Here is a 15,280-nt window from a genome sequence, read left to right as displayed (position 1 = left end):
ATTTGAGCAACACTTATTGTGTTACGCACCAAATAATGGTGCCTCGAGGCGGAATCGAACCACCGACACGAGGATTTTCAATCCTCTGCTCTACCGACTGAGCTATCGAGGCAAAAGAATGGTGCCGACTACCGGAGTCGAACTGGTGACCTACTGATTACAAGTCAGTTGCTCTACCTACTGAGCTAAGTCGGCACACTATATTCTTATTGCTTCATTGACGTTACATGAACACCAACAACAAATTGTGGTGCCCGGAGGCGGAATCGAACCACCGACACGAGGATTTTCAATCCTCTGCTCTACCGACTGAGCTATCCGGGCAACGGAGCGCTATTAAACGTATTTTTAAGGAATCCGTCAACTTGTTTTTTGGTTTTTTTTCAAAAACTGTGTTGTTTGCTTTTTATTTGAGCATATTGGTCAAATTATCCCTTACTTTGATTAAATTCCCGTTTGTATTGGGTCACTTTCTCTAAGTAGCGTCGAGACTCCGCATTGGGGTGTTTGTGGGTTAATGCCCAAAAAACTTGGCTTGGATTCAATGAGTTTATGTGTCTCATTGCATTATTGCGGCTATTTCGGTCAAAGGTATTTAACACGCCACCCGTACCGCCATTGTATGCTGAGATCATGGCGTACTCCAAAGAGAGGAAATTTTTCACGTCTCTTAGGTAGCGAGTTCTCAGAATATGGAAGTAGGCGGTCCCGACGTCTATGTTGTTTTCTGGATTAAACAGATATTCAGGAGAAGGCATCCCCGATTTGTGTTTTATTAGCTTAAATACATCAGCCCCTGCGGTTTTTGGCACGACCTGCATCAAGCCATAGGCATTTGCCCAACTGACGGCATAAGGGTTAAAGCTACTCTCCGTTCTTATGATGGCATAGATCAGATCTTCGGGGATATCGTAGCGCTGTGAGGCTTTACGGACGATATTAGCGTACTTATAAGAGCGAACATTCGAATGGCTTGAAACCATCGGAATCTCAACATAGTGCGCGATTTTAAAGTCCACTTTCTTGGTTTTCATTTTGTGTGCAATCAAATAATCGGCAAACCGGTTGGCGCGCCAATTCCACTGAATCGCTTTATTGTCCTGATCGACAACTTGTTGATATAAAAAGGGTTCACCCTTCAATTTTATATTTGATGACGAAAAAAGATCCACGTGTGCAGGATCATCTGGCGTCAATAGTGTGGTAATGATCGCGGTTTTTAAGTGCGCTTTTGGATCATCTGAGGCGATAGTTTCTATGACGATCTTGCCGGTTGAGAAGTTTACATCGGCGCGGCTGTCGTAGTTGTCTATGTATTTGACGTAGTTACTTTTACCGGCCACTTTGACTTGGTCTTTACCCCATTTTTTCTCAATGTCACCAGTGAAGCTGTTCATTAGAGCATCCAGTGCATCGGTATCTTTTTCAAATTGCCCTGGCATTGGGGCTAGGTTGTGCGCCGCAAATCGACTGGTTGGTTCGTAGTTTACGTCATAAATCTTTTCTACAAATTCACGACTACAACCGGCGAGTATGAGAGGAAGGGCGAAATAGAGCAGTTTTCTCATTGGTATCCAAAAGCTAAAAATTAACGTTAAAAAAAGAGTGGCTAACGCCACTCTATAGAATTACTCACTGGGTGGGGTGTATCCGTCGATGACAACTTCTTTTCCTTCAAACAAGAAATTGACCATTTCTGTTTCAAGTAATTTGCGATGCTCAGGATCCATCATATTCAATTTTTTTTCGTTAATGAGCATGGTTTGTTTGCTTTGCCACATAGCCCAAGCTTCTTTCGAAATACCATCAAATATACGTTTACCTAGTTCACCTGGGTAAAGTTGAAAATCTAGACCATCGGCATCTTTTTTTAGATGTTCGCAAAATACTGTGCGGCTCATGAGTGTTCCTTATGTTAGATCATACTTAAGGTTTGCTAACAGGTTCTTAACCGGTGCAGCCAGACCTAGTTTCTGTGGTTGAGACAAGTTATACCAAAGACCTTGGCTTTGTTCCATTATAAGGCTAGGTCGTTGTGCTAGGTTTATTAAAACAGGTGTGATGTCTAAATGGTAATGGCTAAAAGTATGTTTGAAGGTAATGAGTGTTTTTGCCTGCTCAATAGCGTTTTCTGAACAGCCAAAAGTATCCAATAGATCGTTAATATCGGCACTGCTTTGTTCAGGAAAACAGTGTAATCCACCCCATATCCCAGACGATGGGCGCTGTTCAAGCCAAACTTCATCCTCATGATGTAGGATGACGAACCATACTTGTTTCGTCGGCTTTTCTTTTTTAGGTTTCTTCCCCGGGTAGTCTGTTGGCGAGTATTGCTTAAAAGCGACGCAATGCTCTGACACTGGACACAATGAACATTTCGGCTTGCTACGAGTACATACCATTGCCCCCATATCCATCATTGCCTGATTATATTCATCGACTCTTTGTTGCGGAGTATTGTCTATCGCCACTGACCACAATTGATTTTCGACCGCTTTTTTCCCCGGCCAACCTTCAATAGCGTAGCAACGAGCTAGAACTCGTTTTACGTTTCCATCAAGAATTGCGTGTGGCAGCTTAAATACTGAAGATAAAATCGCACCAGCGGTTGAGCGCCCAATACCGGGCAGAGCATTGAGCTGTTCAATCTCTAAGGGGAATTCGGCTTGATATTGGCTGACTACGATTTGAGCACACTTGTGTAAGTTGCGCGCTCGAGCGTAATAGCCAAGACCTGTCCATAGATGTAGTACTTCATCAATAGGGGCATTGGCCAGTGAAGTCACATCTGGAAACTGTTCAATGAAGCGCTCAAAATACGGAATAACGGTAGCCACTTGGGTTTGCTGAAGCATGATTTCAGACAGCCAGACCCTGTATGCGGTTTTGTCATGTTGCCACGGCAGGTGTTTACGCCCGTATTTTTGATACCAGTTGAGTATTTGATTTGCGAATGGTGTCACTGAGAGCCCATAAATTAGTCATCAAAGATCAGAAATTGCACCATAATAGTGTAAGGAAGTAAAACTGAGTTTGTGTGGAATAAACGCAACTTACGGCGAATATGCGCAGAAATTGGAATAATTTGCTATTGAAGTGGTTTATACACTTGCGTATTGAAGAATTCTTTGGATAATTCCCGCTTTGATTAATCGATGAGCAGGCAACAAACAGAATGAGCGAAGTAACGACTAACGAATATACCGAAGATGGCAAGCTGGTTAGAAAGATCCGCAGCTTTGTACGTCGAGAAGGTCGATTGACTAAAGGTCAGGAAACAGCTTTGAATGAATGCTGGCCAACAATGGGCATCGATTACCAGAACGAATTATTAGACTGGGCGCAAGTATTCGGCAATAACAACCCAGTAGTATTAGAGATTGGCTTTGGTATGGGCACCTCTCTAGTAGAAATGGCAAAAGCCGCTCCAGAGAAAAACTTCATTGGTATTGAAGTTCACCGTCCTGGCGTGGGTGCTTGCCTTGGTTTAGCGCGTGATGCGGGTGTGACTAACCTGCGCGTAATGTGTCACGATGCGGTAGAAGTGTTTGCTCACATGATTCCTGATAGTAGCTTACATACGCTACAATTATTCTTCCCAGACCCTTGGCATAAAAAGCGTCACCATAAGCGTCGTATCGTGCAGCTTGATTTTGCTGAAATGGTACGTGCTAAACTTCAACTAGACTCTGGTATTTTCCATATGGCAACTGACTGGGAAAACTACGCTGAGCATATGGTTGAAGTCATGAACCAAGCACCGGGTTTTGCTAACATTGCCACTGATGGCGATTATGTTCCTCGCCCTGACGAACGTCCTTTAACTAAGTTTGAAGCGCGTGGTCATCGTTTAGGTCACGGTGTTTGGGACATTAAATACAAGCGCACAGTTTAGTCTCATTGAGTCCCTTTATATGAGGGACGACTGATTCTCTATTCTAGGGGCTACCAATGTAGCTCCTTTTTTATTCTCAATAATTCAAATTAAGGTTTTTGGATGTTTCAATACGCTATCTTGGCTAACCCCGGCCACAATCGAATCTACTTTGATACAGCAGTAAAGATTGCTTGCTCTGAGCTAAAAGCGATCCTTTCTTCTATGGATATTGCAGTTGATGAGGTCTCTGAAAAAGATATCGGTTTACCTGCGGCGTTGGTATTTGAAACAGAACAAGAGCTGGATGACGCACAACTAAAAAGAGTGTCGTCATCGTCTATCTACTACGCCATATTTCAAGTAATGGACAGTGGCTTACTCAAACCATTGCAGCCAGCAGCGTTTAATACTTTCCCTGAAAGCATGAGCCAAATCCTAAGGTATACCGGAAAGACTAATGAGCAGTTTACTCGTTTAATGGTTAACCTAGGTTTGAGTGCCGCGAGAACGGATAGCCAGCGCAAGTGTTTGATGGACCCTATGTGTGGCAAAGGTACAACGCTATATGAAGGTTTGATTCAAGGTTTGGATGTGATGGGCGTTGAGATCAACGCGAAGTGGGTTCAAGAGATCCAAACATTTATCGTTAAGTATATGAAAAATGGTCGTTATAAACATAAAGTGACCAAAGAGAAGCGTACTGGGGCTGGCGGTAAAAAAATCGCCGATGGTTTTGTGGTAAACGCGGCTGTGACTAAAGAAGACTTTATGAACAATCAGGGACAGTCGCTAAAGCTGTATGCCTCGGATACTCGCATTGTAAATCAAATCATTAAAAAGAACAGTTGTGATGTGATGGTGTCTGACCTTCCGTACGGCGTTCAGCACGGCAGTAAAAGCGCAAAAGACACTAAGATGGCTCGTAGCCCATTAGAGCTTCTAGAAGAGGCATTGCCTGCGTGGAAGAGTGTACTAAAGCCAAAGGGGGCGATAGTACTGTCATTTAATGAGTTTACTTTGAAATGGACTGAGCTAGCGGCTTTGTTTACTGAGCAAGGCTTTGAGGTGCAAGACCAAGAACCTTATATTGGTTATCTGCACCGAGTAGATCAATCGATCAATCGAAATATTTTTATTGCTGTGAAGCCATAAGTCTTAATTTAACGCCATTTCCCTAAACGCCTTTTTATGCTTCTTTAATAAGAGAGAGTTCATAAAAAGGCTTTTTATTTTATAGGGTTAGTCGTCTTCTTCTGCCATGAAGGCTTCGAGCAGATCATTGAGGAATAACTTTCCTTTTTGCGTGATCTGCCAGTGAGATTCGGTCTCATTGATATAAGCCATATCCATCGCCCAATCCATCGTCTCTTTAATGGAATCAAGGGCTAAGCCTGTTGTATCAATAAAGTCTTGTTTGGGACACGCTTCCATCAAGCGAAAACGATTCATGAAAAACTCAAAGGGGCGGTCGATATCAGCCACGTCTTGTTCGCTGTCTAAATAGGGTTTTACCATATTCTGATATGAGGCTAAGTAACCACGAGGGTGTTTGACCTTTGTGGTACGAACGATACGCCCATCCGCAAAACTCACTTTGCCGTGCGAACCACAACCAATACCGAGATAGTCACCAAAGCGCCAATAGTTTAGGTTATGTTGGCATTGATACCCGGGCTTGCTGTAGCCTGAGATTTCATATTGTACGTATCCCGCTTTACTGAGCTTTGCGTGTCCTTGCTCAAAAATATCCCACAAATCATCGTCGTCAGGCAGTGTGGGGGCTTTGTAGTAAAACAGAGTATTTGGCTCAATGGTGAGCTGATACCAAGACAAATGAGGAGGCGCAAGTTCAATAGCCTTTTCTAAATCGGATAAAGCTTGTTGTATGCTTTGCTCTGGAAGACCGTGCATCAGATCTAGGTTAAAGCTGTTTAGCCCAATTTGATGAGCTAACTGAGCGGCATTGATGGCTTCATCTTGACCGTGAATGCGTCCCAAGCGTTCTAGCTTTTCTTGCTCAAAGCTTTGTACCCCAATGGACATGCGAGTAATACCTGACTCTACATACTGGGCAAAACGTGCCGCTTCTATGGTGCCGGGGTTTGCTTCCATCGTCACTTCTATGCCTTCTTGAAAGGCGATACGCTGCTCTACACCTTGTAATAGGCGAGCAATCTCTTGCGGTGAGATTAAGCTTGGCGTCCCACCTCCAATAAAGATTGAAGTCAGAGTTCGGTCTTTGATTGAATCAGAGTATCTGGCTAGGTCGGCATCTAAATCTTCCAGTAAAGCATCGATATAGCGATCTTCTGGAATCTCGCCCTTTAACGCATGCGAGTTAAAGTCACAGTATGGGCATTTTTGTACACACCATGGAATATGGATGTACAAGCCCAATGATGGCGGTATCAGTTGGCTCATAGAGCGCGTTTTAATTTTTGGAATAATTCAGCCAGCGCCTTGCCACGATGAGACAATTGCTTTTTACGCTCAGGAGTCAATTGAGCAGAAGCGCAGTCATCTTCTGGTACGTAAAAGACAGGGTCGTAGCCAAACCCATTTTCGCCGTGTGCTTGGGTTAGGATCTCTCCTTGCCAAACGCCATGGCAGACAATCGGGGTTGGGTCTAAGTGGTGGCGCATATAAACCAGTACACAATGGAAGCGTGCGCTGCGTTGTGCTTGCGGCACCCCATCAAGCTCTGCTAATAGCTTTTCTAGGTTTTGTTGGTCTGTGGCACCTTCACCGGCAAAGCGAGCCGAATAAATGCCGGGGGCGCCTTTTAGAAAATCCACTTCTAAGCCTGAGTCATCAGCAATGGCTGGCAGGCCGGTTTCTTGGGCGGCGTGACGGGCTTTAATGATGGCATTTTCGATAAAAGTAGTACCGGTTTCTGCCACCTCGGAGACCTTGTATTCACTTTGCGCTTGTACTTCAAAACCAAACTCGGCTAACAAGGTGGCCATTTCGCGTACTTTGCCTTGGTTTCCGGTCGCTAGTACTAATTTATTTGCAGACAAAGGGATTACTCCTGAATATGGAAGGTTTGATTAAAACGAAGAATGCCACTGCCTTTCGTTCCTGAATCAGCGTTGATTTCAAAACGGAAAGTTTCATTTTCGGTGATCGGTAACTCGGCTAAATAATAGATAGCGTCACCTTGAGTGAGCTCTCTGAACGTCAGTTTTCGAGTATTACCTACGAGGTTTTTTGCCGTTCCAGTCAAACTCACTTGGGTCGGCTTTTTACCTACGCTATAGAGATCCAAAGCACTGATGTTGATCAGTGCAATGTAAGGGTTTCTTTTGAGCTTGAGCTCACGAGCCACTTTCGGGGCAATAAAGGTCGAATTGAAAGCAGAGTAGTGCAGCTCAATATCTTTCATGCGTACAAACTGACCAGCCCAACTTGGCATGGATAATCCCAGCAATAGCAGAGCGCACAACAGCTTACTCAATATGTGTTTCATTTATCGCCCCTAAGCGTGCTTAAGTCTTACAGACTGTACCAAATTGGACCAAATAGGCTGGTGGTGACATCGCCCATCAAATAGTTGGCAAACTGCAAACCAATAAACAAAATCAATACGCTAAGATCAAGTCCACCCATTGCTGGGATAATGCGGCGAATTGGCGCAAGCATTGGCTCTGTGAGTTGGTGGAATACATATTCCACAGGGCTACGACCTTGGCTTACCCAACTTAGGATGGCACGAAGTAGTAACACCCAAAAGAGTAATTTACCCGCCGCTTTTATCAATGCTAGCAAGCCGATGATCAATAGATCAGGGCTAAAGGCCATAGCACCATTGGATGCGATCAGCATTAGGAGTACAAACTTGAGTACACACAGCACGTAGGCAAAGGTTAACGTGGCAAGATCCACATTCCCAATAGAAGGAATAATGTGGCGTAGTGGCTTTAGTACCGGTTGAGTTGCCTTAACAATAAACTGAGAAAATGGGTTGTAGAAGTCAGCACGTGCTGCCTGCAACCAAATTCGAAGTATGACTATCATGATGTACAAATCAAAAACGGTAGTCACTAAAAACTGCATTGAATTCATTACAAATCCTTGATGGGGTTAAAAAAGAGATTCCATCTCTTCTGCACGAGTCACCGCAGCTTGCATGGCTTTAGAAACAGTGTCAGAGAGTTGATGTTGGTTAAATGTCGCAATCGCTTCAGCAGTTGTGCCTCCTTTAGAGGTCACTTGCTGGCGTAAAACAGACAAATCTAAATTGGGATTGGCTACAACCATTTGCGCCGCCCCTAGTGCGGATTGTTGAACGAGCTGACGAGCTGTTTGTTCATCAAAGCCTTGAGCGATAGCTTCTTGTTGCATCGCTTCCATAAACAGGAAGAAATACGCAGGAGAGCTACCTGCTGCTGCAATAATCGAGTTAATTTGTGCTTCATCATCAACCCAGCAAGTTTCACCGACGGCTTGCATTAGCTCGTTGGCAAAGTCTTGGTCTGCTTGACTGATAGTTTCTGGAGCATATAGGCCACTCATGCCAAGGCCAAGTAAAGACGGTGTGTTTGGCATCACTCGTACGAAATTAGCCTCTTTGCCCAGCATGGTTTGCAGGCGAGGGATAGTAATCCCTGCGGCAATTGAGATTAACAGCTTATTTTCTAGATCAACATGCGAAAGCTCTGCTAACACTTCAGACATAATCTGCGGTTTAACCGACAACACAATCACATCCGCCATGGTCGCCGCTAACGGGTTATCAGCGGTTGTCGAAACAGAAAAACGCTGACTGACCTTATCACGGCTTTGTTCTGATGGAGCGGTGGCTGTTATCGCTTGAGCGGGATAACCACTATCAAGTAAGCCTGCAATGATGGACTTTGCCATATTGCCGGAGCCGATAAAGGCGATATTACGTACTGAATTTGCCAAACTTTTCTTCCTTACTGTTTGTTCGAATAATCTCGCGCGCCAAAAATTGCTGTACCAATGCGAACCATGGTACTGCCAGCTTCGATAGCCGCTTCCATATCTCCACTCATACCCATAGATAAAGTATCTACCTGAGGATATTGGGATTTAATTTGATCAAACAAGTCTTTAAGTTGATTAAAGGCTTGCAGTTGCTCTTCATAGCTAGACACGGCCGCTGGTATGGACATCAGCCCACGCAAAGTGAGGTTGGGTAGCGCGTTTATTGCCGCCGCTAATTCAAGGGCTTGAGAAGCATTGATCCCTGATTTACTTTCCTCACCACTGGTGTTGACTTGCACTAAAACCTGCAAAGGATCGAGATGGTTTGGTCTTTGATCATTGAGGCGCTGTGCAATCTTAAGGCGATCAATAGAGTGAACCCAGTCGAAACTTTCACTAATAGGGCGAGTTTTATTGGATTGTATTGGCCCAATAAAGTGCCATTCTATGGCTAAATCGTTATGATGTTCTTGAAAGTATTGGATTTTTTCGACACCTTCTTGCACGTAGTTTTCACCAAATTGGCGTTGACCAGCCTGACAAGCGTCAAGTACAGCTTGTTTAGGTTTGGTTTTACTTACTGCAAGAAGTTGCACGGAATGAGTTAGACGCCCAAACTTACGTTCAGAATCTTTAATTTGCTGATGAATGTGTTCTAAATTTGATTGGATTGTCTGCATAGTTTTGACTTAACAAGGAATTTTATGGATATCACCGAGTTGCTTCGCTTTAGTGTAAAGCATAATGCTTCAGATCTACATCTTTCATCGGGCTTACCTCCCATGGTGAGGATAGACGGCGATGTACGACGTCTTGAGATGCCCGAGTTTACTGAGACTGAAGTGCATGAACTTATTTTTGATATTATGGATGATGCCCAACGAAGTGAGTTTGAGTCAAATCTAGAATTGGATTTTTCGATCGAGCTGACAGGTGTCGGACGATTTAGGGTGAATGCCTTTAATCAAAGCCGTGGCGCTTCGGCGGTGTTTCGTACCATCCCTACCAATATCCCAACCCTTGAACAGTTAGATTGCCCACCTATCTTTGAAAATATCGTCAATTATGAAAAGGGCTTGGTGTTGGTAACAGGGCCTACGGGGTCGGGTAAATCAACGACGCTTGCGGCGATGGTCGATTACATTAATCGTCATCACAACAAGCATATATTGACCATTGAAGATCCGATTGAATTTGTACACCAAAGCTCTAAATGTTTGATTAACCAGCGTGAAGTGCATCGTGATACCCATAGTTTTAAAGCGGCGCTGCGCTCTGCATTGCGTGAAGATCCCGATGTTATTTTAGTGGGGGAACTGCGCGATCAAGAGACCATTAGCCTAGCGCTTACGGCTGCGGAAACAGGCCATTTGGTGTTTGGTACGTTACACACCAGTTCAGCGGCGAAAACCATAGACAGAATCATTGATGTGTTTCCTGCGGGTGACAAAAATATGGTGCGCTCTATGTTGTCAGAATCTCTGCGAGCGGTCATTGCACAAAAGCTGTTAAAAAGAGTCGGTGGTGGACGTGTGGCTTGCCATGAAATTTTGTTGGCCAATCCTGCAATCCGAAACTTGATTCGGGAAGACAAAGTCGCGCAAATGCATTCCATTATACAAACGGGTGCGGCACAAGGCATGAAAACCATGGAGCAAGCGGCAAACCAACTCATACAACAAAACCAAGTTACCAAAGAGGAAGTCGAGACTAAGATTGAGATTCAAGTTGGTCTTGGTGGTGGTTTTTAATGCTCAAATAAACGCGAGGGCAACACTATGGAATTGAAAGAGTTGTTGGATGCAATGACACAGCACAAAGCGTCTGATCTTTACATTACAGTCGATGCACCTTGTATGTTTCGAGTGGATGGAGAGCTGCAACCGTTTGGTGAAAAGCTGCATCAATCAGGTGTAACGGCGATTCTAGACAGCATTATGGACAACGATAGGCGCAAAGAGTATCGAGCTTGTCGAGAAGCCAATTTTGCCATTGAAAGTGACTCAGGGCGTTTTCGTGTCAGCGCTTTTTTTCAACGTGACTTACCGGGTGCGGTGATTCGCCACATTGAAACACAAATTCCGTCTTTCGAAGAGCTTGGTTTACCTGATACCTTAAAAGATCTGGCTATGGTTAAGCGAGGTTTAGTGCTGGTGGTTGGAGCGACAGGCTCTGGTAAATCGACAACGCTTGCCGCTATGGTAGGACACAGAAATCAGCATCAACATGGGCATATTTTAACCGTCGAAGATCCGATTGAATTTGTCCATCAACATCAGCAAAGCATCGTCACGCAGCGTGAAGTGGGTTTAGATACTGAAAGTTATGAAATTGCGCTTAAAAACTCGCTGCGACAAGCGCCAGATATGATTGTGATTGGTGAGATCCGTACTCCAGAAACCATGCGTTATGCGATGACTTTTGCGGAAACGGGGCATTTGTGTGTGGCAACCCTGCACGCCAATAATGCCAATCAAGCGCTAGAGCGAATTTTGCATCTCGTTTCCAAAGATCAACGAGAGCATTTTTTGCTGGATCTTTCCCTTAATTTAAAAGGGATTGTGGGTCAGCAATTGATTAAATCGAAAGATGGCAAGGGACGTCACGCTGCATTGGAAATATTACTGACAACACCAAGATCGTCCGATCTTATTCGACAAGGTGAAATCGCAGAGATTAAAAACTATATGAGCAAAACCAAACAGGAGGGGATCTGTACTTTTGATCATTCTTTGTTTGAGCTTGTCATGCAAGGCAAGATCACAGAAGAAGACGCGCTACGCAGTGCCGATTCAGCCAATGATCTGCGTTTAATGCTTAAAAATCAGCAAGGGACTCATGGCAGTAGTCCCTTAGATGATATTAAGATTGATATGGGATGAGTTAAGTTGACAGGGTTATTCACCCCATTGATTTTCAAACCAACTTTCTAAAATCACGACGGCGGATTGGCAGTCGACATTGCCTTTGCTTAGCGCTTTGTAGCCACCCATGGCAAATAGATCAGAGCGAGCTTCAGTGGTGGAGAGTCTTTCATCATGAAGCTCGACTTGTACGCCAAATCGACCATGAATTCTTTGGGCGAACTTTTTAGCTCTCGGGGTAATGGTTTTCAGGTCTTTACCATGCAAATCCGTCGGTAAGCCCACCACAACTAAGTCGGGTTTCCACTCTTGTATTTGGTTACCAATGTCATCCCAGTTCGGGATGCCGTCTTTGGCTTTGAAGGCTTTTAGTGGGGTGGCGGTGCCAGTGATGTCTTGTCCGATAGCACTGCCAATACTTTTAGTGCCATAATCAAACGCCATTATGGTTTTACTCATGCATGTCCTGCTTGTGTTGATAATTGTGAGGCTTCAATGCCCAAAGATTGCACGGCGCTAGCCCAACGCTCTTGTACTGGAGTGCTGAAAATGATGTCAGGATCTGCTTCAATGGTTAACCAAGAATTCTCTGCTAGCTCACTTTCCAGTTGCCCAGCATCCCAGCCAGAATACCCCAATGCCACTAGGTATTGAGTCGGCTCTTCTTTAGTGCCTAATACCGATAAAATATCCTTGGAAGTGGTCATAGTGATGCCGTTAGTCATTACTATGCTGGACTGATATTTATCTTTAGCCTGATGCAAAATAAAGCCGCGATCTTCGGAAACAGGGCCACCATTGTGTACAGGTTGTTTTAGGCTATCACCCGCTTGAATATGGGCTGATTTTAGCTCTATCTGCTTTAGCATACCGCCAACGGTAATATCGATGGGAGCATTAATCATAATTCCCATCGCCCCATGTTCATTGTGCTCACAAATATAAATCACTGAGCGCTTGAAATGTGGGTCTTGCATCGATGGCATCGCAACTAAAAAGTGATTAGTTAAATTCATGCTCGGCCTCCTAAAACAAGCCACCGATTAAGGTGGCTATCAATAATGTCAGTATGACGGATTATTTTGCGATGCGACGCTCGATAGCATCCATCAATTTACCGGTAATTGAGATACCAAATTCCGTTTCGATTTCTACAATACAAGTTGGACTAGTGACGTTGATTTCAGTGACTTTATCACCAATGACATCTAAGCCGACAAAGATTAAGCCCTTTTCTTTAAGAGTAGGCCCAATTGCGTTGGCGATGGCAAAGTCAGTGTCACTTAAAGGACGAGCTTCACCACGACCGCCAGCCGCTAGGTTGCCACGAGTCTCACCTTTGGCTGGAATACGAGCTAGGCAGTATGGCATTGGCTCACCGTCAACAATTAAGATGCGCTTGTCACCATTGCTGATATCTGGCACAAATGCTTGCGCCATGGCGTAGTTTTGGCCGTGATTGGTTAAGGTTTCGATAATAACAGATACGTTAGGATCGCCTTCTTTAACGCGGAAGATTGACGCGCCGCCCATACCATCTAGAGGTTTTAGAATTACATCTCTGTGTTGCTCGTGGAAGGCTTTGATTTTGTCTGCTTTGCGAGTCACGATGGTGGTTGGGGTCATGTCTGCAAACCATGCTGTGTAGAGCTTTTCGTTACAATCACGTAGGCTTTGTGGCTTGTTGACAATCAAGGTGCCTTCAACTTCTGCGCGCTCAAGAATGTAAGTTGCGTAGATGAATTCAGTATCAAACGGAGGATCTTTACGCATTAATATAGCGTCAAGATCAGACAAGCGGATGGTTTGCTCTGAAAGGAACTCAAACCAATTGTCAGGGTTTTTCTCTACTTTTAGAGTTTTGGTATCCGCAACGGCCACACCTTGATCTAAATGCAGATCATTCATTTCCATATAGTGGATTTCATAACCACGTTTTTGCGCTTCTAAAAGCATGGCAAAGCTAGAGTCTTTTTTAATATTGATGGACGAAATAGGGTCCATCACTATGCCGATCTTAATCATTTATTTCTCCTAGCCAAGATCGCCAAAGCGAACTTGGAGTGCGGTTATGGCTGTTAGGGCCGCGGTTTCTGTTCTAAGAACGCGCGGGCCTAATAATGTTTGTTCAAAGTTATATTCTGTGGTCATGTCAATTTCTGACTCAGAAAGTCCACCCTCTGGGCCAATTAATAATTTCACTTCAGTGATTGGCTGAGGAAGGGTGTTGATAGAGTAGGGAGCTCTAGGGTGAAGATTGAGTTTCAACCCTTGATATTCTTCTTGGCACCACTGCTCTAGAGGCATGATAGGACGGATGACGGGCACGGTATTTCGACCACTTTGCTCACAGGCGGCAATAGCGATTTTTTGCCACTGTTGCAGCTTTTTCTCGAAACGTTTTTGGTCTAGTTTCACGCCACAACGCTCAGAAATAAGTGGAGTGATCGTATTGACACCAAGCTCCACCGATTTTTGAATGGTGAATTCCATTTTGTCGCCGCGAGAGACCACTTGCCCTAAGTGGATATCCAGTGGCGATTCTACATTGTGTTGTTTGGAATCTTGTATCTCAACCGCGACATTTTTCTTGGAGACCTCGGTAATGACAGCAGAATACTCAACATTGCTACCATCAAAGAGTGAAATCGCTTGGCCTACCTGCATTCGTAACACACGTCCAATGTGCCCTGCTGCATCATCGCATAGCTGAATGTGTGTGGCTGAAGATAAAGATTCAGGATGATATATCCTAGGAATGCGCATTAAAACTACACCTGTAACTAACTTAACAAAATAAATATGGTTGCCATGTTAGCAAATAACAAGAGGTGTCGCTTCGTCTGCGTGACAGGATTTATCTAATGTTTGCACTCTTGGTCAACAAATGGGTTTGAGTTGCCTTGAATTTTATCGATCATTTGGTTGCGCTGACATTCCCAATCAGTCACGGCATAGGTTTTATTCCATGCTTGCATCAGTTTGATTTGCTGCGCTGATATCTTGATAGGGTAATGCTGTGCCATATATAAGTAGGTTCGAGCGATAGCACCGCGAGCACGTTTCGGTGGCATCACTTTGTCGTCTTTGAAGCTGACTTGCATATGGCATTGACCGTAGCTTACTCCACGGTTGCCATTCCACTGAGTAAAAGAGTAGTTAGAACGGTCACCATTAACTTCACCAATGGCAGGCACTAAGTTATGTAAATCCGCTTCCATCTCTTTATAAACAGGATCGCTTTTGGTGCAATTAGAGCGTCCGCCGTGTTGCCAACATTGTCGCTGATTACCCAGTTGCGCAGCAGGCACAATGTGCTCCCACTCAATGCGATTGGCGCGACGTTCTTGTTTACGTACTTGATAACCACAATCGGATAATTGCGGTTTGCCCTTTTTGCCTTGCCAATCTATTTTGCATCCACAATAGAAGGTTTCAGGGTGTTGCTGATAGATACCAACAGCCAGTCGTTTAGATTGATAAAAAGAGTGTGGCTTAGCATGCACTGATAGTGAGATCAGCAGTAGGCTAATGATAGGGAGAATATAACGTTTCAAGAGTAATTACGGCAGTTGGGAAAAAACAGCGC

Annotated in this window: 18 protein-coding genes and 3 tRNA genes; 4 read left to right on the top strand and 17 right to left on the bottom strand. The window is 44.3% G+C overall.

What is annotated here, in order from left to right; all coding sequences use genetic code 11:
* Positions 1-36 precede the first annotated feature (36 nt).
* The 6 genes from VEZ01S_RS01970 to mutY all read right to left on the bottom strand — a co-directional run bounded on the left by VEZ01S_RS01970 (position 37) and on the right by mutY (position 2,963).
* Positions 37-112, bottom strand: a tRNA-Phe gene (locus VEZ01S_RS01970).
* Between the two features lie 7 nt (positions 113-119).
* Positions 120-195: transfer RNA gene (locus VEZ01S_RS01965), tRNA-Thr, on the bottom strand.
* Positions 196-248: 53 nt separating this feature from the next.
* Positions 249-324, bottom strand: a tRNA-Phe gene (locus VEZ01S_RS01960).
* Positions 325-428: 104 nt separating this feature from the next.
* The gene (gene mltC / locus VEZ01S_RS01955; protein ID WP_040889924.1) at positions 429-1,568 is read right to left on the bottom strand and encodes a membrane-bound lytic murein transglycosylase MltC; all 1,140 of its coding nucleotides are present in this window, start codon (positions 1,566-1,568) and stop codon (positions 429-431) included.
* Positions 1,569-1,628: 60 nt separating this feature from the next.
* A complete protein-coding gene (locus tag VEZ01S_RS01950) occupies positions 1,629-1,901 on the bottom strand; it encodes an oxidative damage protection protein (RefSeq protein WP_021712335.1) in 273 nt (90 codons plus the stop codon).
* Positions 1,902-1,910: 9 nt separating this feature from the next.
* Positions 1,911-2,963 carry an A/G-specific adenine glycosylase gene (gene mutY, locus VEZ01S_RS01945; RefSeq protein WP_021712334.1) on the bottom strand — a complete coding sequence of 351 codons (1,053 nt, stop codon included), beginning with the start codon at positions 2,961-2,963 and terminating at the stop codon, positions 1,911-1,913.
* A gap of 212 nt (positions 2,964-3,175) precedes the next feature.
* On the opposite strand from mutY, the gene trmB reads away from it, so the two are divergent.
* Positions 3,176-3,895, top strand: coding sequence for a tRNA (guanosine(46)-N7)-methyltransferase TrmB (gene trmB, locus VEZ01S_RS01940; RefSeq protein WP_021712333.1), 720 nt, complete (start codon positions 3,176-3,178; stop codon positions 3,893-3,895).
* A gap of 102 nt (positions 3,896-3,997) precedes the next feature.
* Positions 3,998-5,029, top strand: a complete 1,032-nt coding sequence (locus VEZ01S_RS01935; RefSeq protein ID WP_021712332.1) for a TRM11 family SAM-dependent methyltransferase — start codon at positions 3,998-4,000, stop codon at positions 5,027-5,029.
* A gap of 87 nt (positions 5,030-5,116) precedes the next feature.
* Here VEZ01S_RS01935 and hemW read toward each other — a convergent pair whose 3' ends face one another.
* From hemW to VEZ01S_RS01905, 6 genes are read right to left on the bottom strand one after another with little or no spacing between them, the layout of a single operon-like run.
* The gene (hemW, locus tag VEZ01S_RS01930) at positions 5,117-6,298 is read right to left on the bottom strand and encodes a radical SAM family heme chaperone HemW (RefSeq protein ID WP_021712331.1); all 1,182 of its coding nucleotides are present in this window, start codon (positions 6,296-6,298) and stop codon (positions 5,117-5,119) included.
* Complete coding sequence (locus VEZ01S_RS01925; RefSeq protein WP_021712330.1) at positions 6,295-6,897, bottom strand: XTP/dITP diphosphatase; 603 nt, start codon at positions 6,895-6,897, stop codon at positions 6,295-6,297. Before VEZ01S_RS01925 ends, hemW begins: the two co-directional genes overlap by 4 nt.
* A 5-nt stretch (positions 6,898-6,902) precedes the next feature.
* Positions 6,903-7,346 (bottom strand): DUF4426 domain-containing protein, encoded by a 444-nt coding sequence (locus VEZ01S_RS01920; protein WP_021712329.1) that lies wholly within the window; start codon positions 7,344-7,346, stop codon positions 6,903-6,905.
* A gap of 26 nt (positions 7,347-7,372) precedes the next feature.
* Positions 7,373-7,942 carry a YggT family protein gene (locus VEZ01S_RS01915; protein ID WP_021712328.1) on the bottom strand — a complete coding sequence of 190 codons (570 nt, stop codon included), beginning with the start codon at positions 7,940-7,942 and terminating at the stop codon, positions 7,373-7,375.
* Between the two features lie 18 nt (positions 7,943-7,960).
* The gene (gene proC, locus VEZ01S_RS01910; RefSeq protein ID WP_021712327.1) at positions 7,961-8,785 is read right to left on the bottom strand and encodes a pyrroline-5-carboxylate reductase; all 825 of its coding nucleotides are present in this window, start codon (positions 8,783-8,785) and stop codon (positions 7,961-7,963) included.
* An 11-nt stretch (positions 8,786-8,796) separates the two neighbouring features.
* Positions 8,797-9,507 (bottom strand): YggS family pyridoxal phosphate-dependent enzyme, encoded by a 711-nt coding sequence (locus VEZ01S_RS01905; RefSeq protein WP_021712326.1) that lies wholly within the window; start codon positions 9,505-9,507, stop codon positions 8,797-8,799.
* A 24-nt stretch (positions 9,508-9,531) separates the two neighbouring features.
* Here VEZ01S_RS01905 and VEZ01S_RS01900 point away from each other — a divergent pair, with 24 nt between their 5' ends.
* Entirely contained in the window at positions 9,532-10,578 is a 1,047-nt protein-coding gene (locus VEZ01S_RS01900; RefSeq protein ID WP_021712325.1) for a type IV pilus twitching motility protein PilT, read from the top strand.
* 27 nt (positions 10,579-10,605) lie between these two features.
* Positions 10,606-11,709, top strand: a complete 1,104-nt coding sequence (locus VEZ01S_RS01895; RefSeq protein WP_021712324.1) for a PilT/PilU family type 4a pilus ATPase — start codon at positions 10,606-10,608, stop codon at positions 11,707-11,709.
* A gap of 15 nt (positions 11,710-11,724) precedes the next feature.
* Here the strand turns inward: VEZ01S_RS01895 and ruvX are convergent, their stop codons facing one another.
* The 5 genes from ruvX to VEZ01S_RS01870 all read right to left on the bottom strand — a co-directional run bounded on the left by ruvX (position 11,725) and on the right by VEZ01S_RS01870 (position 15,248).
* Positions 11,725-12,150: a Holliday junction resolvase RuvX gene (ruvX, locus tag VEZ01S_RS01890; RefSeq protein ID WP_021712323.1), complete on the bottom strand. Its 426-nt coding sequence runs from the start codon at positions 12,148-12,150 to the stop codon at positions 11,725-11,727.
* Entirely contained in the window at positions 12,147-12,707 is a 561-nt protein-coding gene (locus VEZ01S_RS01885) for a YqgE/AlgH family protein (RefSeq protein WP_021712322.1), read from the bottom strand. Before VEZ01S_RS01885 ends, ruvX begins: the two co-directional genes overlap by 4 nt.
* Before the next feature lie 61 nt (positions 12,708-12,768).
* Positions 12,769-13,716 carry a glutathione synthase gene (gshB, locus tag VEZ01S_RS01880; protein WP_021712321.1) on the bottom strand — a complete coding sequence of 316 codons (948 nt, stop codon included), beginning with the start codon at positions 13,714-13,716 and terminating at the stop codon, positions 12,769-12,771.
* A gap of 9 nt (positions 13,717-13,725) precedes the next feature.
* Positions 13,726-14,457, bottom strand: coding sequence for a 16S rRNA (uracil(1498)-N(3))-methyltransferase (gene rsmE / locus VEZ01S_RS01875; RefSeq protein WP_021712320.1), 732 nt, complete (start codon positions 14,455-14,457; stop codon positions 13,726-13,728).
* Positions 14,458-14,552: 95 nt separating this feature from the next.
* Complete coding sequence (locus VEZ01S_RS01870) at positions 14,553-15,248, bottom strand: endonuclease (protein ID WP_021712319.1); 696 nt, start codon at positions 15,246-15,248, stop codon at positions 14,553-14,555.
* Positions 15,249-15,280: the final 32 nt, after the last annotated feature.

Origin of the sequence: Vibrio ezurae NBRC 102218 (assembly GCF_000467185.1) — a bacterium.
GTDB classification, from domain to species: Bacteria; Pseudomonadota; Gammaproteobacteria; order Enterobacterales; family Vibrionaceae; genus Vibrio; species Vibrio ezurae.
Note: the sequence above shows the minus strand (reverse complement) of the source record. Positions and strands in the feature narration are given on the sequence as shown.